The sequence below is a fragment of the Arthrobacter sp. PvP023 genome (assembly GCF_017832975.1).
In the GTDB taxonomy this organism is placed as follows: domain Bacteria; phylum Actinomycetota; class Actinomycetes; order Actinomycetales; family Micrococcaceae; genus Arthrobacter.
On the sequence record NZ_JAFIBI010000001.1, the window covers coordinates 2738796 to 2758509 of the forward strand.

Sequence of the window (19714 nt, forward strand, 5' to 3'; positions counted from 1 at the left end):
ATGCGTGACGTTCTCGCCGCCATGATGCCGGGCTGGCTGCAGGGTGGCACAGCCGGTTTGGCTACCGTCGTGCGGACTTTCCGTTCCGCACCGAGGCCCCCGGGCGCTGCCATGCTGGTCACGGCCACCGGCGAAGTCTTCGGCTCGGTCTCGGGAGGCTGCGTCGAGGGTGCCGTCTACGAGCTTGCCACACAGGTTAAGGCCGACCACCGCCCGGTCCTGGTGAGCTACGGCGTCAGCGACGACGACGCCTTCTCGGTCGGGTTGACCTGCGGCGGCACTATTGAGGTTTTTGTAGAGCCAATTTCGCAGCAAACCTTCGCGGAGCTGGACCGGGTCCGTGAGGACATCGAGACATCCCGCCCGGTGGGAGTTGCCACCGTGATCGAGCACCCCGATCCCGGCTGGCTGGGCCGCCACCTCGTCGTCCGGCCCGGCGGATTCGAAGGCGGGCTGGGTTCGGTCCGGGCCGATCACGCCGTCGGCGACGACACCCAGGGCCTGCTGGCAGCCGGCCGGGATTCCGTCCTGACGTACGGCCCTGACGGTGAGCGCCTCGACACCGGCATGTCCGTGTTCTTCGCCAGCTACGCGCCGCGGCCGCGGATGCTGGTCTTCGGAGCCATCGACTTCGCCGCGGCACTGGCACGGTTGGGTACCTTCCTGGGCTATCAGGTCACCGTTTGTGACGCCCGCGCCGTATTTGCCACCCAAGCGCGGTTCCCCGACGCCGCAGAGGTGGTCCGTGCTTGGCCGCACCATTACCTCTCCGAGCAGCTCGCCCGGGGGCTCCTCGACGAGCGGACCGTGATTTGTGTCCTGACCCATGACCCCAAGTTCGATGTCCCGGTGCTGGAGGCGGCCCTTCGGGGCCGTCCCGTCGCATACATCGGTGCGATGGGCTCCCGGCGCACGCATAACGATCGGATGGAAAGGCTTCGCGCTGCGGGCCTGAGCGATGAGCAACTGCTGAAACTGCACAGCCCCGTTGGCCTGGACCTGGGGGCGCGCACTCCCGAAGAAACAGCGGTATCGATCGGGGCGGAGATCATCGCCCTGCAATGGGGTGGCAGCGGTGAGCCGCTGGGGTCCCGAGCGGAGCGGATCCATCACGACGAAATGCCCGGGCGGGCCACTGACACGGCAGCCACCGCTCCACAGACGGATCCATAACTCATCGGCTCCGAGGCGACTGGCGTTGATTGAAGACGAAGTCCTTCGCGGCATGATCACCATTGGGCACCGCACCCGCTGCCACGCAGAGGTGGCTGTTCACCGTGCAGAAATTAACGCAGGGCCATAAGCTCAAGGCATGGCCAGATACTTTGATGTGCACCCAGACGATCCCCAGCCGCGCGCGATAGGTCAGATAGTGGAGCTGTTGCGGTCCGGCGGATTGATCGCATATCCCACCGACTCCTGCTACGCCCTTGGTGCGCAGCTCGGCAACCGCGAGGCCTTGGACCGCATCCGGGCCATCCGGCAGCTGGACAGCAAACACCACTTCACCCTGGTCTGCAAGGATTTTGCCCAGCTGGGCCAGTTTGTCCAGATCGACAACGATGTGTTCCGCAGCATCAAGGCGGTCACGCCGGGCAGCTACACGTTCATCCTTCCCGCCACGAAGGAAGTGCCCAAGCGCCTGCTGCACCCGAAGAAGAAGACCGTGGGCGTCCGCATCCCGGACAACGCTGTGGTCCAGGCGCTGCTGGCCGAGCTGGGAGAGCCGCTGCTCTCCAGCACGTTGCTGCTGCCCGACGAGGAAGAGCCGCTGACCCAGGGCTGGGAAATCAAGGAACGGCTGGACCATGTGGTGGACGCTGTGGTGGATTCCGGCGACTGCGGCGCGGAGCCGACCACGGTCATCGACTTCTCGAGCGGTTCGGCGGAAGTGGTCCGCCGCGGCATGGGAGACCCGTCCCGGTTCGAGTAGCCGCCTTGCCGCCCGGCGGGCGCCGCGGCCCGGCCGGGTTTAGTCTTTCTTGCGTGCCCTGCTGGGCTGGACCCGCGGAGGCTCGCCGGGCATCTTGGGATAGTCCGGAGGGAACGGAAGCTCCCCCAGCCCGGAGCCGACGTCCCGCTCCCACCACTCGAGCAGCACGTCAATTTTTCCCGGGTTGGCGTTCATGTCCGCCCACGGGTCCCCGACGGTCCGGAGCCGTTCCGGGACGGTGAGAATCGTGAAGTTCTTAGGGTCCGCGCTGCCCAGTTCGTCCCAGGTGATCGGGCAGGACACCGGGGCGTGGCCCAGTGCCCGGGGGCTGTAGGCGCCGGCTATGGTCCGGTCGCGGTTTGCCTGGTTGAAGTCCACAAACACCCGTTCGCCGCGTTCTTCCTTCCACCAGGCCGTAGTGACCTTGTCCGGCATCCGACGCTCCAGTTCGCGTGCGGCAGCGATGACGGCGTGGCGGACGTCAAGGAACTCGCGGGTAGGCTCCACCGGCGCATAGACGTGCAGGCCGCGGTTCCCCGAGGTCTTGATAAAGGTGGTGAGTCCGGCTTCCGCGAGCACCTCCTTCAGCTCGAGGGCTGCAGGGATGGCGTCGTCGAAGTCGGTGCCCGGCTGGGGGTCCAGGTCGATCCGCAACTGGTCGGGGTTGTCAGTGTTGTCGGCACGCGAGGGCCACGGGTGGAACACCACCGTGTTCATCTGGGCAGCCCAGACGGCGGCGGCCGGTTCGTCCAGGACCAGCATGGGATGCGAGCGCGCACTCGGAAAGACCACCTTCACCGACCGGATGAAGTCCGGCGTGCCCTTGGGCGGATTCTTGGAGAAGAACTGCTCGCCGTCGACGTTGTCCGAAAACCGCTGCAGTGCCACCGGACGGCCGCCGTTCGCCGCGATAAAGGCGTCCCCCACTTCCGCGAGGTAGCGCGCAAGGTCCAGCTTGGTCAGCCCGAGATCCGGCCACAGGACACGGCCGGGACTTGATATCCGCATGTCGCGGGGGCCGTTCGGTCCGTCGACCGTGAGGGTGGTGGATTCGCTCGCCATGGTGACAACCTACCCCGCCCGGTCCGCTCCGTCAGCAGTTGGCTACCGAGCGGAAGAAACTTCGGCCTGCTCACTGGGCACGCGACGTGCGTTCTGTAAGGATGTGAACTGGCCGGTCAACCCACGTGGCGGCCAACCGTCGAAGGAGACCCGTTCCATGATTGAAGCCGCTGGTGTGGACCAGGCAGCGAAGCAACTTGCACTGAACGCGCTGGCTGCGCATGAGGACCTCGTATCCAGCGGGCAGGACAGTGTGGACTTCCGGCGGCGCTTCGACCGTTATTTTCCTGACCTGTACCGGCTCTTCCACACCCTGTACGGCAGCAGACCGGACTTCCAGGAGCAGTTGACGGCGCTGGTTCTCCAGACCGCCCGCTCCTGGAACGAACGCCCGGCGGACCTCAAAGCCCTGGACGCGGAACGGGAACACCATCCCGGGTGGTTCCTCGGCAACAGCATGCTGGGCGGCGTCTGCTACGTGGACCGCTATGCGGAGGACCTCGAAGGAGTCCGCGCCCGGATTCCGTATTTCAAAGAGCTTGGCCTCACCTACCTGCACCTCATGCCGCTGTTCCTGGCACCTGAGCCGCATTCCGACGGCGGTTACGCCGTCTCCAGTTACCGCCGCGTTAACCCGAAACTGGGGACCATGGAACAGCTGCGTGAACTTGCCGCTGAGCTGCGGTCCAACGGCATCAGCCTGGTGGTTGACTTCATCTTCAACCACACTTCGGATGAGCACGAGTGGGCAAAGCGGGCCGCGGCAGGCGATCCCGAGTACAGCGATTACTACTGGATCTTCCCGGACCGGACCATGCCGGACGCCTTCGAGCAGAACGTGCGCGAGATCTTCCCGGAGAACCACCCGGGGTCCTTCATCCGGATGGAGGACGGCCGCTGGGTCTGGGCCACGTTCCACACGTACCAGTGGGACCTGAACTACTCAAACCCGGACGTCTTCCGGGCCATGGCCGGTGAGATGCTCTTCCTGGCCAACCAGGGGGTGGACATCCTGCGGATGGACGCAGTCGCCTTTATCTGGAAGCAGCTCGGAACTCCGTGCGAGAACCTCCCTGAGGCCCACACCCTGCTGCAGGCCTTCAACGCCGTCTGCCGCCTGGCCGCGCCGTCGCTGCTGTTCAAGTCCGAGGCGATCGTCCACCCCGACGAAGTGGCGCTGTACATCGACCCGGCAGAGTGCCAGCTTTCCTACAACCCGCTGCAGATGGCGCTGATCTGGGAGGCCATGGCCACCCGGGACGTGGCCCTGCTGTCGCAGGCCCTCGAGCGCCGGCACACCATTCCGGAGGGCACTTCGTGGGTGAACTACGTACGGAGCCATGACGATATCGGCTGGACCTTCGCGGACGAGGATGCCGCGGAACTGGGCATCAACGGCTTCGACCACCGCCGCTTCCTCAACTCCTTCTACGTCAACCGCTTCCCGGGCAGCTTCGCGCGCGGCGTTCCCTTCCAGGACAACCCGCGTACGGGTGATTGCCGCATCTCCGGCACGACGGCGTCGCTCTGCGGCCTGGAGGACGGCACCGGCCAGGCAGTGGACCGGATCCTGCTCGCCCATTCGGTGGCCTTCAGCACCGGCGGCATCCCCCTTCTCTACCTTGGCGATGAGGTGGGACAGCTCAATGACTACGGCTACGCCCTCGAGGAAGGCCACGGCGCGGACAGCCGCTGGGTGCACCGCCCGCACTACCCTGCCGAGAGATACGCGAAGCGCCGTGACCCGGCCACACCCGAAGGTGCGGTGTTTGAGGGCCTTCGGGCCATGATCTCGGTGCGGTCAGCAACCCCGGAATTCGCCGGAACACGGCTGGTCCACTTCGACAGCAAAAACCGCGGCGTCCTGGGCTACCAGCGGCCGGGCGAAGGAACCCACATCCTGGTCCTCGCCAACTTCAGCGACGGAAACCAGACCATCACGGCGCAGACGCTTTCCGGATTCGCGGCCGGGGCGGTGGACCTGCTGACCGGGAACCCGGTGCGAATAGAAGGAGGGGTCACTCTCCGGCCACAGGAGTTCCGCTGGCTGCGGGTCACCCCGGCCGGCGGCTGAGCCCTGGCAGATCGGGCATCATGGATTCATGCCTGTACCCGAATCCCCCGTAACCATCACTGTCGGCGATGTCCAGGTCTCCGGCATCTACGCCCGGCCGGAGAAGCCGTTCGCAACACTTGTGCTTGCGCACGGCGCCGGCGCAGGCATGGAGCATCCCTTCATGGCGGGCTTCACCAACGCGTTGAACGACGACGGCGTCGCCACTTTGCGCTTCAACTTCCCGTACCGCGAGGTCGGACGGAAATTCCCTGACCGGCCGCCGCTCGCGATCGCCACCTGGCGTGCGGCCATGGCGGAGGCCGGAGCCAGGGCGGCCGCACACTCCGACGCAGGCCCGGTGTGGGCGGCCGGCAAGTCGTTCGGCGGAAGGATGGCGTCCATGGCCGTGGCGGATGGAATGCCAGCGGCCGGGCTGGTGTACCTCGGCTATCCGCTGCATCCCCCGGGCAAGCCGGAGAAGCTGCGGGATGAGCACCTCTACGGCATCACCCTTCCCATGCTGTTCATGCAGGGTACTCGGGACACGTTCGCCACGCCCGAGCTGCTGGAGGGTGTGGTTGCCCGGATCGGGCCCACCGCCACCCTCCACTGGTACGACGGCGGTGACCACTCATTTGCGGTCGCCGGCAAAAAGCGGAGTGCGGAGGAGATCGGCGCTTCCGTCGCGGCCCCGGTTGCGGCGTATTTGCGCTCACATGGCTAGGTTCACAATGCCAGGTCCACAAAGCCGGGGGCTTACTGCCTCGGAGCCGTATGGGCCATGTTCGGGGGCAGGGGCTCGTGGCGAAGGTAGGTCCGCCGGAAACGGCCGGTGCCCGCTGTCAATGCCCGCAAGTCCACCGCATAGCGCAGCAGCTCCTGTTCCGGTATCTCTGCACTGATTTCTGTGCCGCTGCCGTCGGCCGAGGCCGTTCCGGTCAGCCGCCCGCGCCGGGAGGAGAGATCGCTCATCACCGCGCCCACGTAGTCTTCGGCGACGCTGATGGTCACCGCCAGGACGGGTTCGAGGAGCTGGATCCGGCCCGCGGCCGCGGCTTCCCGCAGCGCAAGCGCCCCCGCCGCCTGGAAGGCCGCATCCGAGGAATCGACGCTGTGCGCTTTGCCGCCGGTGAGCGTCACCCGGATGTCCACCACCGGGAATCCCGCTGCCACGCCCTTCTGCATTTGCGCCCGGACACCCTTCTCGACCGAGCCGATGTACTGCCCCGGGATGACCCCTCCCACGGTCCTGTCAACGAACTCGAAACCCGCGCCGCGTTCGAGGGGCTCAACATCAATGTCACAGATGGCATACTGGCCGTGGCCTCCGGACTGTTTGACGTGCCGGCCGTGGCCCGACGCCGGCGCCGCGAACGTTTCCCGCAGCGGGGTGACCACGTCCACGGTCTGCAGCTTAACCCCCTGCTCGCGCAGCCTGTCCAGCACCACCTCGCCGTGTGCTTCGCCCATGCACCAGAGGATCAGCTGATGGGTTTCGGCGTTCCGCTCAACGCGCAGGGTCGGGTCACCGGCTGCCACCTTCCCCAGGGACTTGGCCAGGGCGTCCTCGTCGCTGCGGGTTGCTGCTTCCACTGCCACGGGCATCAGCGGCTCCGGCATCTCCCACGAGACCACCAGCAGCGGCGCCTCCCTGGCTGAGACGGTGTCGCCGGTCTCGGCATTGGCCAGCTTGGCGATTGCGCAGATATCCCCCGCCACGCAATACGGTACCGGCCGCAGGGTAGACCCCACCGGCGAGTAGAGGTGGGTGAGGCGTTCGTCGCTGTCGTGGTCCTCGTGGCCCCGGTCGGCCAGCCCGCGGCCGCTGACGTGCACGGCGGAGTCCTCGCGCAGCGTGCCGGAGAAAACCCGCACCAGGCAGACGCGGCCCAGGAACGGGTCGATAGTGGTCCGCACCACCTCGCCGGCGAGGGGGCCCGCGGGATCGCATGCCAGCGGCGGGGCCGGTTCGCCGGCCAGACCGGTGACCTGCGGCAGGGTGCGCTCCAGCGGAGACGGAAAGGCGCGGGTCAGCATTTCCAGGAGTTCCGCCACGCCCAGGCCCGTTTCGGCGGACGTTGCCAGCACGGGAAAGAATGTTCCCCGGGCGACGGCGGTTTCCAGGTCGCTGACGAGGGCGTCGACGTCGATTTCCTCACCGCCGAGGTATCGGTCCATGAGGGTCTCGTCCTCGCTTTCCGAGATGATTCCCTCAATGAGCGTGCCACGGGCAGTTTCGGACGCCGCCATCTCCTCCGTGCCGGCTGGCCGCACTTCCGGTACGGGTGAGCGGGCGGAGTAGTCCGACACCGTTTGCGAGAGCAGTCCCAGCAGCCCGGTGGCGGTGTCTCCGGTACGCACCGGGAGGTAGGCCGGTACCACCGAGTCGCCGAACGAGCGCTGGCACTCGGCCACCGTCGCCTCGAAGTTGGCGCGCGGGTGGTCCAGCCGGCTGATCACAACCGCCCTGGGCATCCCTACCTGGTCGCATTCGGCCCAGAGCGCGGTGGTAGCGGCGTCGATGCCCTCGATGGCAGACACCACGAAAAGGGCCGCGTCCGCTCCCCGCAGTCCTGCGCGGAGTTCGCCGGTGAAGTCACCGTAGCCCGGCGTATCCAGGAGATTGACCTTGATGCCGTCCACCACGAGCGGGGCTATGGAGAGCACCACGGACCGCTGTTGGTGCACTTCGGAGGGTTCGGCGTCGCTGACCGTCGTCCCGTCCGTGATCGATCCCATCCGCGAGATCACGCCGGTTGCGGCAAGCAGTGCCTCCACCAGCATTGTCTTTCCGGCACCGGAGTGGCCGACGAGAACCACGTTGCGGACTTTCTCCGGCGAATCGGCGGGAGCCCCGGCGGAGGCGTCCGCCCGCCGGGAATCAGAGGTGCTGCGGGCCGGGCTCTTGGCCCGGCCGTTTGAGCTTTTTACCGACATGAGCAACTCCAGGCGTCTTAGTCGTGAGCCGACATGCGGCCTCTGTAAGACGATTCGACACCCTGAGGCCGCCGAACTTCAAGAGGGTGAGGTGCAGCCCCTGCCCGCGGGGTTAGCTTTCGTCGTGCCACCACCCTTCCCAGGGGGTGGATGTGAGCTGCCCGCTGGGGAAAGCGCCCATGGAGCCAGCCCCGCCGGCATGCGGATCCTTGTCCTTCCAGCCGGAGTGAAGGGAGAGTGTCAAAGTGCTCAAAAGAGTCATCATGGTGTGTCCTTCCGTTCGCTGCATGGACCGCTGTGTCCAGGTAGGAATGAGCGTAACCGTGCAATGTTTCGCGGCAACGACGCAAGGTTTCCGGTGTGTATCAGTTACCTCACAGGGGCACTTGCGGCCCTGGAGATCTACTCTGCAAGGATCAGGTACAGCGCCCGGCGGGCTTCGTCGATCTTTTCGACGGCGGCCAGACGCTGTTCGTCGGAAGCCGCAACCCGGAACTGGTGAATGACACCCATGAGTTTGCCTACACTCTGATGAAACGCGGGACCCGTGCCCTCGGGGTCGGTGTTCCAGGCGTTGCCCAGCTCATCCTGGTGCTCCTCCACATACGCCTTGCCTGCATCGGTGAGAGTGAACTCCGTGCGCCTGCCCTCACCAACTGGCACGATGAGTTCTTCGTCGACTAGCTGCTGCAGCGTCGGGTAGACAGAGCCGGGGCTGGGACGCCACGCTCCGGACGTTTTTTCCGCGATTGTCTTGATCAGCCCGTACCCGTTGGAGGGTGTCTCCGCCAGCAGGGAAAGAATCGCCGCGCGGACATCGCCCCTGTTGGCCCTGCGCGGGCCGTCCGGCCCAAAACCCGGCCCGAACCCTGGGCCAAAGCCAGGTCCGAAGCCGCGTCCGAATCCGCCGCCGCCATGTCCATGGGGTCCGCGGCGGCTACGGCCGCGCTCAAAACGTCCCCGTTCGGGGCCATTGTCTGAAAATTTGTCGTGAATGCCTCTCATGGTGGCCTCATCCCTCCGTGTCATATCGCCGAGAACCGGCGATAGTTAACGATATATCGGTAGATATCGCCGGTCAATAGCTCCGGGTTGCCGGCCGCGGGGAAACGAAACCGGGCGGCTACATCCTGTTCTTGGTCCGGGCGGTGGCCGGCGCGGTCCACGGGTCCTCCGGCCAGGGATGCTTCGGGTACCGGCCACGCATCTCCGCCCGCACCTGCGCGTAGGGTCCTGACCAGAACGACGCAAGATCGTCCGTCACCGCCAGGGGCCGCCTTGCCGGCGACAGAAGATGGAACAGCACCGGCACCCGGCCGCCCGCCAACCGCGGTGTTTCGGCCCAGCCAAAGCATTCCTGCAGCTTGACCGCCACAACCGGCCGGCCGTCGTCGTGCTCCGCGTCCGGGTAATCGATCCTGACGCGCGAACCGCTCGGAACCTCCAGCGTCTCCGGCGCCAATTCCCCGAACCGGGCCGCATCCGGCCACGGCAAGAGTCGCCGCAGGGGTTCCGTGAGGTCGATCCCGGCGGTGGCGGCCCCGCCGGCAAGGGTTTCGAGTTCGGGCGCCAGCCAGTCATCAAGCCGGGACAACAGCGCCCCCTCGGACACATCCGGCCATGGACTGCCCAGTTCATGGTGCAGCAGCGCGAGGCGGCGGCGCAGGGTGTCCGCAGCCGTCGACCATCCGATGGTTCCCAACCCTTCCTTCGCCAGTGCGCGGGCCACGGCCGCCCGCCCCTCGGCGGCTGAGGGCCGCACCGGCGTCGAGGACAACACGATGGCACCCAGACGGCGTTCCCGCCGGGCCGTGACCCGTCCCTGGGTGAAGCCGGCCTCCACGGTTTCCCGCAGCAGGTGCCGGGCGGAAGCCTCCGCCGTGTCAACGGAAAGCGGCGCCGCAGAGCGGATGACGGCCCCGGTTCCCGCAGCGTCGCGGCCTTCCGCGCGCGAGACTTCGGCAACCGCCAGCCACTCATGGCCGGACAGCGGGCTGCCCGCCGGAAGGCCCGCCCGGGTACCGGAAGAGAGCAGGTACCGCTCCCCCGCACCGGGCACGCGGCGCGCCACCCGGTCCGGGAAAGCGAGGCCGACGACGAACCCGACCGCCTCCGCGGCAGTCACCGGTGCCACGCCGCGTGACCGGTCGACGACGGCGAGTTCCTTGCGGACGATCCCTTCCATCCGCCGGACGTCCTCTTTCCAGCGCCGCGCCGCCGGATCCGTGCCTGAGCGCAGCGTGGCAAGCAACCGGGTGAGGTCGGCGCCGGGAGCGCGCTGGTCACCGGCGACGACGGCGACAGTCTCCGCGGCAGTCCGGTGGCCCACGGTTGCGGCACCGTCCAGCAGGGCGCGGGCCAGCCGCGGGTCGGCCGGAATCCTGGCCAAGGTCTTTCCAAGCTCCGTTGCGAGGCCGTCCGGTCCAACGGCGCCCAGCTCGCGGAGGACCTCCACGGCCTCATCCATCGCTGCCGCGGGCGGCGCGTCCGGAAGGGCCAATCCACGTCCGCCGGGTGATCCCCAGCAGGCCAGGACCAAGGCCGCTGCGGTCAGGTCGGCCACCACGATTTCGGGGGTCTGGTGCGCCGGCGCGGCTCCGAAGACCTTCTGGTCATAGCACCGGACCACCCGGCCCGGGCCCTGGCGTGCGGCGCGACCGGCGCGCTGTTCAGCAGAGGCGCGGGAGCAGGACACGGTCACCAGGCCGGACATGCCGCGGTTTGTGTCGCGCCGCGGCTCGCGGGCCAGCCCGGAGTCGATGACCAGCCGGACTCCCGGAACGGTCAGCGAGGATTCGGCGAGCGCCGTGGAGACGATGATCCGGGCACGTCCGCCGGGGTCCCGGCCCGAAACTGCCCGGTCCTGTTCCGCCGGGCTTACCTGGCCGTGCAGCTCGAGCACTTCGGCGTCCACCCTGCCCCGGAGGCGGCCGGCAACGTGCGAGACCTCCCAGGCGCCCGGAAGAAAGACCAGGGCATCCACTCCCGGATCCGCTGCCAGCGCTTCGGTGTGTGCTGCGGCGGCGGTGTCTGCCACGTGGTCCAGGAACCCACGGCTCACGCCCCGCGGGTCCAGCCGCGCCACAGCGGCTGGCGCCCACTCGGTTTCCAGGGGGTACAGCGCGGACGGACAGTCGACGACGGCAGCCGGGGCGCCGCCGTCGTGCCTCGCGTCCTGTCCTCCCGCTAGCAGTGCGGCGAAGCGCGGCGCGTCCAGTGTGGCAGACATGGCCACCAGCACGAGATCGCCGCGCAGCTCGCGGACCTCGGCGAGCATACCGAGCAGCAGATCGGTCTCCAGCCCTCGCTCGTGGACCTCGTCGAGGATCACGGCGTCCACGGTTTCCAGGCCCGGGTCGGACAGGAGCCGCTGCAGCAGGATGCCGGGCGTGACGAACTCGATCAGGGTGCCCGCCCCGCCGACGCGCTCGCCGCGGACTGTATAGCCGATGCGGTCGCCGAGCCGGCTGCCGTCCAGGTCGGCCAGGCGACGCGCCGCAGAGCGCGCGGCGACACGCCGCGGCTGGGTCACAACAACCCGCGGGCTCCGCCCTTTTCCGCCGGGAGCCCCTGCGCCACCGCACACGGCGGCGGATGCGATGTTGGCGAGCAACGGCGGAACAAGGGTGGTTTTACCGGTACCGGGGGGCGCCTGGACCACGGCGGTTCCGGCCGCGCCGCCGGCGCGCAGGGCCTCTGACAGCTCCCCCAGCGACGCGGCAAAGGCCAGGCCCGCGCTGATGACGCCCAAATCGAAAGGTGGATTGGAGCGGGCGGCGGCCGGCGGGAGCGGAGAAGTCACGCCTCCATTGTGCCTACAAACTTCACACGGTCCTTCTCAGTGCCGGTGCCGGCCGGTGACCCGCCGCGCGGTGCCCCGACGGGCGGGAAGAGTCAACTCGCAGGAGCGCTGACCGCGATAAAGCCGCCCTGGGGGTCGCCGATTACCGCGTTGCGGAATCCCGGCGTGTTCATCGGCGCCATCAGGATGCTGCCGCCCAGCTCTTCCGCGTGCCGGGCGACGGAATCCGCGTCCCTGACGGCGAAATTGACGCTCCAGTGGGGCGGAACGGCGACGCCGTCAGTCGCGGTGACGACGGCAACCACCTGGCCTGAGCGGCGCCACAGCGCAAAGGGGGCATCCGGCACCGGTTCGAGTTCCCAGTTGAACATGGTGCCGTAGAACGCCTGCGCTTTCCCGACGTCGGTGGTGTGCAGCGAGCTCATCGCCCAGGTGTTCGGCTCATCGGCCAGCACGGCGTCGTCGCTCCTGCCGGCCTGCCACAGGCAGAACGGAACTCCCGTGGCGTCTGCGACCACAGCCAGACTGCCAGCTGCGCCGCCACCAAACGGTCCTGCGACGAGGCTACCTCCGGCGTGCTCGGCACGGGCGAGCGCCGGACCGACGTCGTCGACGCGTACGTGGGTGTTCCACGTGGGCCGGGACAGCGCCGGAGCCTGGCCGATCCCGGAAACCAGCCGCCCGTGAAGGCGGGCAGCATAGTAGTTGCCCTCGAGACCGGCCGGCATAGGGGCGGGATCGTCAAAACTCCAGCCGAAGAGCGGGCCGTAGAACTCCATGGCCGCCCGGGGATCCGGCTGGAAAGTATCGACCCGGCACGGCGCGCCGGCCGTACGGGTATCACGGGTTGTCATTAAGGGGCCTTCCTGTTCCCTCCGGGTTCCTTCTTTTTGTGCAGCGTATGCCGCCAGGGACTCGGCTTCAAGCCTTTGCGGACGTTCCTGCCTGCGCGTCCATCCGCGGGCGCCATTGCCCTCCTGGCAAGGCTAGGATCTGGATATGGGGTCCATGGAGGATTTGTTCGATGGGCCGGCCACCGGATTGCCCGACCCGATCCCGCGGGGCCGCGCGGTGTATGCGGAGGAGCCTGGCCGTGAAGCCCGGGTCAGGCATGTCGGGGGCTACTCCGCGTTCATCGGTTTCTGTGCCGGCCGCAATGTGAGCGCGGAAGAGTTGGCCGACGACCCGGCGCGGCTCATCTGGTTCCTGCACGCATTCGCTGCCGGGATGGAACCCGGCAGTGATGTCAGCGCTGCAGCAGCAGTGTTCGCCGGAAACACCATTGCGCGGATGAGACCGGATGCGGAGTGGACCGCCTCCGAAGGCGGTGCTCCCTTGGTGGGAAACCGGCGGACGAAGTTCGAGGTGGGCCGCCTGCTCGAGGTTTTACCGACTGCGGACGATGATTCCGTCCGGGGCCTCGTCGACAAGCTCCTGGACTGGGCCCGGGAAACGGAGGACCCGCCTGCAGCCCGGCCCGCGCCGGTCCCGCCGCCTGCAGGAAAGCCACGTTATGTCCGGCCGCCACTGCCGACGACGACGTATTACTCGCCGGAAGGTGCACCCGTCCCCTACGGCGGGCGGTGGGGTGCCGACGGTCCTGACCCTGATTCATACAGCGTTGACAGCCATCCGGAGCGATTCGCGGGGCTTCATGTTGTCGCGTTGGCACTGATCGACCACCTGTCAGCCCTGTACGACGTGGACGTCGATAGCGGTCCGGCTCATGCCGCCGGGTTGCAGGTGGTTGCCCGGGACGTGCTGCAGGCCATCCGGGTCACGCCACGGCGCTCCGGAGCGGCGGCGCTGACGTTTGTGTTGACCGGGTATCCGGGAGTCCTGATCCGGGCCGGCCTGCTGCATGACTTTCCGTTTCCGGTCTGCGGCTGCGATGCGTGCGACGACACTGCCGAAACGGTGGCTGACCGGATGGAAATGCTCGTACTCGGGGTCGCCGCAGGAGGCTACAGCGAACGCTATCCCGTGGGCAGCCGGAGGTGGAGCGAGTACGCCCTGACCGCCGTCGACGGTTCCGGGTCAGAAAGCGGTAGTGGTGAACCGGGCACGGTGGATGCCGTCCGACTCCAGGAAGCGGAGGTCCGGCTACGGCAGGTGGCCGGCGGATGGCGACCATGGCCGCTCAGGTCCGGACGATGACGGTAGCAGCCAAAGCTGACTCCCGGAGGCGGGTTGCACCATGGATCTGATCATCGGGCTGGTGGTGGTGCTGGGGATTCCTGCCTTGATCGCCTGCCTCTGGTACTGGCTGTCGCGGCGGAACCGGCGCAACGGCGCCTGGCGGGGCGCGACCGGTGGCGTGCTTGGCATCGCCGACGAGATCTTCCGCCCGGAAACCCACCACGCGCAGCAGATACAGGTGGTCCAGCACGAGCTCCCCGCCCCTGCCCCGAACCCTGCTGAGCCGCCAGATCACCCACCCGGAGATTCCTTCCCGCGATAGCCTTGCCGCATGCATGTTGACGATCGCCTTGCCCGGCGGCCTCACACGCCACCGGCCTAAGGCAGGGAAAATTGGCCGCGGGTAAAACGTGCGAAGCCGGCGTGAACGTCACGGATAACGACGGTTCCGGTGCCGAGGAGCTGTGCCTTCTCTCGAAGTTGCGCCACGAGGTCTTCGCTGGGGCGGCCGAAGATTTCAATGGTCTTCATCTTGATAAGCGGTGCAACTGGCGGGAACTTGGGCCCGGCCACTTTCATGTGGAACTCCAACGAGGCCAGGTCAGGATGCAAATGGAGGACACTCATGGTCGAGCCGTCCTCTGAGAAACAGACGCCGTAGGAGATGATCCGGGGCTCATTCTGTTCAACGAACGCGGCAAGTTCTGCCATGGCTGTCTTAAGTTCCTCAAGCTTGCCGGCGCGGACCTCCGAGGTATCAAGGTAAGCGACGAAATCATCCATGTCATCCTCCTGTTGAAGGCCCGGGCTGAATGCCTGAACCAGGATCACTACACACAATTTTCCTCCCGATCCGACAGGGAGGCGCGGCGGATTTTTGGGTCCAGGAGCACGGCGTGCCGGCCTGGACCTCCCCGGCGTTCACGGTGGCTTTCCAGCGGAAGATGGCACCATGGGGACATGACTCCTGCTCACGGCTTTTCCGGATCCTTTCGGCGTCCCCAGCCCATCAAACCCAAGGCCGGTCAAGAATCGGTGTGGGACTACCCGCGGCCGCCACGGGTCGAGCCCCGATCGGAACGGGTTGTCGTACGGCTTGGCGGGCAGGTGATTGTCGACACCACCGATGCAGTGCGTGTCCTGGAGACGAGTCATCCGCCGGTCTACTACCTGCCATTGGACGCATTCGCTGCCGGTGTACTCGTTCCGGTCGAGGGCACCACCTTCTGCGAGTTCAAGGGAGAAGCACACTACTTCGACGTTGTTGCCGGCGGAGTCATCGTTCGCCGTGCCGGGTGGACTTACCCGGAACCCGCCCGAGGTTTTGAGGCGCTCAGCACCCGAGTGGCCCTTTACCCGGGCCACATGGATTCCTGCGAGGTCAACGGCGAGCAGGTGACTTTCCAGGGAGGTGACTTCTACGGGGGTTGGATCACCGCGAAGATCGTCGGTCCGTTCAAAGGTGGCACTGGTACTGCCGGGTGGTGAGCACTGGCCGGGCACGCCATGTAGACGCCGTCACCAACCTCCGCGCGTCGGCGTATGTCCCTGCCGGGCATCCTCGGGCATGGCCATTTCGGCCCGCAGCCCCAGGAGACGGATCGGTCGGCCCGCTTCGATTCCGGCTGCGAGGTCCAGTGCCCGCGCGAGGATTTCGTTCCGGTCGAAGGTCTCGGGAATTTTCCTCGCGTGGGTCTTGGTGAAGAACGGCGCGTAGCGAACCTTGAGGGTCAGACCAACCACGGGCCGGCCTTCGGCCACAACATCCTCAAGGACACGCGCGGTCAGCTCCCGCACTGCGTCGTCCACCTGGGCGGGCTCGGTCAGGTCCCGCTGGAAGGTGGTCTCCCGGCTATGCCCGCGGGCAACCCATGGGGTGTCGTCCACAACACTGGCGCCGTCCCCGCGTCCGAGCTCCGCGTACCAGGGACCCATCCTGGGGCCGAACTCCGGGACCAGATCCTGGGGGTCGGAGGCGGCGAGCTCGGCGACTGTGTTGATGCCGAGTTTGGCCAGCCGGGCCGACACTTTGGTTCCGACGCCCCACAGGTCCTTAGTGGGCCGGCTGCCCATGACGTCCAGCCAGTTCCCCGCAGTGAGCCGGAAGACGCCGGCCGGTTTGCCAAAACCGGTGGCGACCTTGGCTCGGACCAAGGTGTCGCCAATGCCCACGCTGCAGTGCAGCTGCGTTCGCTCCAGGACAGCGGCCTGCACCTGCCGGGCGTAGGCTTCCGGGTTCTCTGTCTCAGTGCCTACAAAGGCTTCATCCCAACCCAGCACCTGCACGGTGGCGCCCGGCTGCGCGCGCAGGGTAGCCATCACCGTTTCGGACGCCGCGAGGTAGGCCTCCTGATCGACGGGCAGGATCACAGCGCCGGGCACTTTCCGGGCCGCAATGCGTAAGGGCATTCCGGAACCCACGCCGAACGCCCTGGCTTCGTAGGATGCGGTCGACACGACAGCTCGTTCCGTGGGGTCGCCCCGACCGCCGACAATGATCGGCTTGCCCGCAAGCTCCGGCCGCCGGAGCACTTCGACCGCCGCGATGAACTGGTCGAGGTCGACGTGCAGCACCCACCGGATTCCGCTCACGCCATCAGTCTGCCTTAAACATCCCTCACAAGCATCGGCTCTCCGCCGAGTTTGGCCGTCGGCCTGATCCCGGAGGCCACTGCCGGCCCGTTCGGCGTCACGACCGGGAATTCGTGTGGAAACGCGTCCGGCAGCGTTTGAGGACAAAGAACCCGTCGTCGTGGAGAAACAGGGCCCTGCCTTTTCCGCCGTCCTGGAGGAGCCAGAGGAGGGATCCGTTCAGGGCCATCATGTCGACCGTCCCGGATGCAACGATTTTTCCGTCCTTATGCAGTTCGATCTCGTCGTTGCGGGAAAGCCTGGTCCAGTTGGGTGCCGGCTCCAGTGGCGGAGTCATCGCCTGCGGCGGGGATGGGCGCGAATGCTTAGTCATGGGTGGTCCTTGCAGTTGACGGCTTTGGAAAGGCCGTGCGAGCCGGGCTGAACCGTCTCGAGACCAGGCCATGCGGGTTCTCTTGGGTGGTTAGTGCAGTGGAGCGGCGCGCGTTGCGAATAGGCGATGATCCCTGTGATCATCATTCGCCGCCCCACTGCGGTCTGGGTCCGGCTGGCTCTTTGTGTCAGGCCGACTTTCCGGGTGCGTCGCCGTTCGGTTACATAATGCCGGTGGGTACCAGCAGGACCCAGGCCAGGGCCGGGGCCACCAGCACCACTCCGCCTGCATAAGCCATCAGCTGCCGGTAGACGCGCTGCCGGTCGTCGTCGCGGGCGTTGGCTACCACCAGCGCGCCGTCGGTGGAGAAGGGAGAGACATCCACCACCGTGGCAGCGATAGCCAGTGCGGCGACCGTTCCCGAGGCGCTCAGCGAACTCGTGGCCAGCAGCGGACCGGCCAGGGGAATGAATGCGGTCAGCAAAGCCGTGGAGGAGGCAAAGGCTGAGCCGACGCCAATGACGTAACAGAGGACCAGCGCCACCAGCAGCGGTGCGCCCAGGGCCAGGGCCTGCTCGGCGAGGGTATCAATGACACCCACGTGCTGGAGCAGCGAGACATAAGTGATCATGCCGGCCACCAGCAATACTGTGGACCAGGAGACGCCGCCGATGAATGTTTGATGTTCTTTGATGTTGACCAGCGCCAGCAGGAGGCCGGCGGAAAGTGCCACAAAGCCGATCGGCATGTGGAACCCCAGGGTGCAAACGAGCATCACCGCGATCAGGATCAGCGTGAGGATCTGCTGGCCGCGGGGACGGCTGGTCCGGGCGGTGTCGACGTCGGCATGCTGGCCGCCTTCGCCGTCGCGCAACCGGCCGATGAGGGCGAACAGGACGATGGTGAGGACGGAGAGAATGAGATTCAGGGCGAAGCTGGCAGTGAAGAGGGCGCCCTGGGAGATGGGAAAGCCGTTTTTGAGGGCGATGTCGTGCACCAGGACGCCGGCCACGGACAACGGGGAGAAGCCGCCGGCATGGGCTCCGTTGATGATGAACGCGCCCATCAGCACGGGATGGATGCGGGACTCGTAGGCGAAGCCGATGGCCGCCGGTGCCAGCAGCGCGACAGCGGCTGGCGAGAAGGTACCCAGTGACGTCAGCGCGGCTGCGATCAGGAAGAACACCCAGGGCAGCAGCATCGTCTTGCCCCTGACGAGGCGCACGCAGTTCTGGACGATGATGTCGATGGTCCCGTTCCGCTGGGCCATGCTGAAGAAGTAGGTGACGCCGATGATCGTCAGGACGATGCTGGCCGGGAACTCCTCCAGGATCTGCTTGTCCGTCATCCCGAGCATGAAATAGCCGACGCCGAAGGAGGCGACCAGCCCCATCACGCCGATGTTCAACGGCCACTTGGTGGCGACGATGAACATTATGACGAGGATGACGAGCGGGATGATCTGGACAGCGGTCATGGAGTGCTCCGGTTCGGGGGTGGCCGAAGAGTTGAAGATATCACCCCCCAGCAAGAGGACAATCAACGCCAGGATCGCGAAACCGGCTGCCGCCGACACCAGTACGATTCGGCGGCGACGGGTTGGGCGCGGGGCACCGTTGCCCCGGGTCTCGCCCGCAGCGACAGCGGTGCGGTGCTCAGTTTTGGTCATTATGGTCTCCTTTAGCGGGTGGCTCCGGCGAGGGCGGCAGCGACGGCGCTGCCGGGAACCTCGGGGAGATGGATGGTGGTGGTGGCGATGGTGCGGGCCGTGCGGTCCACGCCTATGAGGAGGCGCCCGTTGTGTTTCTCGCTCCACGTCTCGATCAACCCGGCCGGGGTACGCAGCCGGAGCGTTGTCGCCACCGTGCCGCCGGTGATGGTGTGCAGCACGGTGCCGGTGGTGCGGGCGGCCAGGGTCAAGGCAATGCTTCCGGTGATGGCCAGGGCCGGGTGGGGCTTGCCCATGGAAAGCATCATGACGTTGGCGTCGCAGCCGGGGTCGGCGTGCGCAGGTGCGCCCACGATGGCGAGCTTGGGGACTGCGCGGGCCGCCTCGGCCGCAGTGCGGACCAGCCCCATCCGCACCGCCGCCTGCCGCCGGATTTGCTCCAGGGTATCCAGCTGCAGCTCCACCGCAGCGCCCCAGTTGTCGTACCTGTCCAGATCCAGGCCCAGCTCCTCGGCGAGGACCATCACCACAGGCGCTCCGGCGTCGACCATCGACACGGTCCAACGGGTTCCGCCAGCGTTGATGGTGTCAGTGACCGCGCCGGTCGGCAGCAGTGCACCGGTAGTCTTGCCGGCAGGGTCTTGGAAGCCGAGTCCCACCGCGTGGCCGGGGAAGGGCACGCCGGGCATCCGGGCCTCCGGAACGGAGGCCAGGGCGCCGGCAGGCGTGGCCACCCGCTGGACGATGATTTGGTTGGTGTTGGTGTTGCGGGTGACGATCCGGGTGACGTCTCCCTTCGGGAGCACCCACCCCTTCTCGATGGCATACAGACCCACGACCGCAGAGCCGTTCCCGCAGTTGCTGCCCCAGTCCACAGCGGCTTCTTCGATCCCCACCTGGGCGAAGGTGTACTCAACATCGACGTCGTCGCTGACCGGCCGGTGCAGAATAATCGCTTTGCTGGTGGTCGACGTCGCCCCGCCGACCCCGTCGATCTGGCGCGGGTCGGGACTGCCGAACAGCCGGGGCAACAGTACGTCGAGGCTGGTGCCGCTCTCCTGAAGATGCTCCGCTTCGAAAACCCAGCACTTGCTGGTCCCTCCGCGCATCCATTGGGCTTCGATCTTCATGCTGTTACCGCTCCTCCTCGT

18 protein-coding genes are annotated in these 19714 nt (G+C 66.9%); 7 read left to right on the forward strand and 11 right to left on the reverse strand.

All coding sequences use genetic code 11. The features are described from left to right. Complete coding sequence (locus tag JOE31_RS12660) at positions 1-1173, forward strand: XdhC/CoxI family protein (protein ID WP_209744957.1); 1173 nt, start codon at positions 1-3, stop codon at positions 1171-1173. Between the two features lie 139 nt (positions 1174-1312). Next, on the forward strand, positions 1313-1933 hold the full coding sequence (locus tag JOE31_RS12665) for an L-threonylcarbamoyladenylate synthase (protein WP_043481340.1): 621 nt from the start codon (positions 1313-1315) through the stop codon (positions 1931-1933). A gap of 39 nt (positions 1934-1972) precedes the next feature. Here JOE31_RS12665 and ligD read toward each other — a convergent pair whose 3' ends face one another. Continuing rightward, positions 1973-2995, reverse strand: coding sequence for a non-homologous end-joining DNA ligase (ligD, locus tag JOE31_RS12670; protein WP_209744959.1), 1023 nt, complete (start codon positions 2993-2995; stop codon positions 1973-1975). A gap of 157 nt (positions 2996-3152) precedes the next feature. Here ligD and JOE31_RS12675 point away from each other — a divergent pair, with 157 nt between their 5' ends. Continuing rightward, positions 3153-5069, forward strand: a complete 1917-nt coding sequence (locus JOE31_RS12675) for an alpha-amylase family glycosyl hydrolase (protein WP_209744961.1) — start codon at positions 3153-3155, stop codon at positions 5067-5069. 28 nt (positions 5070-5097) lie between these two features. Beyond that, the gene (locus JOE31_RS12680) at positions 5098-5775 is read left to right on the forward strand and encodes an alpha/beta family hydrolase (protein ID WP_209744964.1); all 678 of its coding nucleotides are present in this window, start codon (positions 5098-5100) and stop codon (positions 5773-5775) included. 32 nt (positions 5776-5807) lie between these two features. On the opposite strand, the gene JOE31_RS12685 is transcribed toward JOE31_RS12680, so the two are convergent. The 5 genes from JOE31_RS12685 to JOE31_RS12705 all read right to left on the reverse strand — a co-directional run bounded on the left by JOE31_RS12685 (position 5808) and on the right by JOE31_RS12705 (position 12644). Continuing rightward, on the reverse strand, positions 5808-7988 hold the full coding sequence (locus tag JOE31_RS12685; RefSeq protein ID WP_209744967.1) for an elongation factor G-like protein EF-G2: 2181 nt from the start codon (positions 7986-7988) through the stop codon (positions 5808-5810). A gap of 112 nt (positions 7989-8100) precedes the next feature. Further along, positions 8101-8241 (reverse strand): hypothetical protein, encoded by a 141-nt coding sequence (locus JOE31_RS12690; RefSeq protein WP_156810667.1) that lies wholly within the window; start codon positions 8239-8241, stop codon positions 8101-8103. A gap of 149 nt (positions 8242-8390) precedes the next feature. Then, positions 8391-8993: a PadR family transcriptional regulator gene (locus tag JOE31_RS12695; protein WP_209744970.1), complete on the reverse strand. Its 603-nt coding sequence runs from the start codon at positions 8991-8993 to the stop codon at positions 8391-8393. Positions 8994-9111: 118 nt separating this feature from the next. Then, positions 9112-11790 carry an ATP-dependent helicase HrpB gene (gene hrpB / locus JOE31_RS12700; RefSeq protein WP_209744973.1) on the reverse strand — a complete coding sequence of 893 codons (2679 nt, stop codon included), beginning with the start codon at positions 11788-11790 and terminating at the stop codon, positions 9112-9114. Between the two features lie 92 nt (positions 11791-11882). Then, the gene (locus JOE31_RS12705) at positions 11883-12644 is read right to left on the reverse strand and encodes a VOC family protein (protein ID WP_209744976.1); all 762 of its coding nucleotides are present in this window, start codon (positions 12642-12644) and stop codon (positions 11883-11885) included. A 145-nt stretch (positions 12645-12789) separates the two neighbouring features. Here JOE31_RS12705 and JOE31_RS12710 point away from each other — a divergent pair, with 145 nt between their 5' ends. Both JOE31_RS12710 and JOE31_RS12715 read left to right on the forward strand, forming a co-directional pair. Further along, positions 12790-13947 carry a DUF6226 family protein gene (locus JOE31_RS12710; protein WP_209744978.1) on the forward strand — a complete coding sequence of 386 codons (1158 nt, stop codon included), beginning with the start codon at positions 12790-12792 and terminating at the stop codon, positions 13945-13947. A gap of 40 nt (positions 13948-13987) precedes the next feature. After that, entirely contained in the window at positions 13988-14251 is a 264-nt protein-coding gene (locus JOE31_RS12715) for a hypothetical protein (RefSeq protein ID WP_209744981.1), read from the forward strand. A 56-nt stretch (positions 14252-14307) separates the two neighbouring features. On the opposite strand, the gene JOE31_RS12720 is transcribed toward JOE31_RS12715, so the two are convergent. Next, entirely contained in the window at positions 14308-14712 is a 405-nt protein-coding gene (locus JOE31_RS12720) for a hypothetical protein (RefSeq protein ID WP_209744984.1), read from the reverse strand. A gap of 177 nt (positions 14713-14889) precedes the next feature. On the opposite strand from JOE31_RS12720, the gene JOE31_RS12725 reads away from it, so the two are divergent. Then, entirely contained in the window at positions 14890-15417 is a 528-nt protein-coding gene (locus JOE31_RS12725) for a DUF427 domain-containing protein (protein ID WP_209744987.1), read from the forward strand. A 30-nt stretch (positions 15418-15447) separates the two neighbouring features. Here JOE31_RS12725 and JOE31_RS12730 read toward each other — a convergent pair whose 3' ends face one another. The 4 genes from JOE31_RS12730 to JOE31_RS12745 form a co-directional block, all read right to left on the reverse strand. Next, complete coding sequence (locus JOE31_RS12730) at positions 15448-16503, reverse strand: DNA polymerase IV (protein ID WP_209748399.1); 1056 nt, start codon at positions 16501-16503, stop codon at positions 15448-15450. A gap of 115 nt (positions 16504-16618) precedes the next feature. Then, positions 16619-16894 carry a hypothetical protein gene (locus JOE31_RS12735; protein WP_209744990.1) on the reverse strand — a complete coding sequence of 92 codons (276 nt, stop codon included), beginning with the start codon at positions 16892-16894 and terminating at the stop codon, positions 16619-16621. 220 nt (positions 16895-17114) lie between these two features. Beyond that, positions 17115-18563, reverse strand: coding sequence for an SLC13 family permease (locus JOE31_RS12740; RefSeq protein WP_209744993.1), 1449 nt, complete (start codon positions 18561-18563; stop codon positions 17115-17117). A gap of 11 nt (positions 18564-18574) precedes the next feature. Continuing rightward, positions 18575-19693, reverse strand: a complete 1119-nt coding sequence (locus JOE31_RS12745) for a PrpF domain-containing protein (RefSeq protein WP_209744996.1) — start codon at positions 19691-19693, stop codon at positions 18575-18577. Positions 19694-19714: the final 21 nt, after the last annotated feature.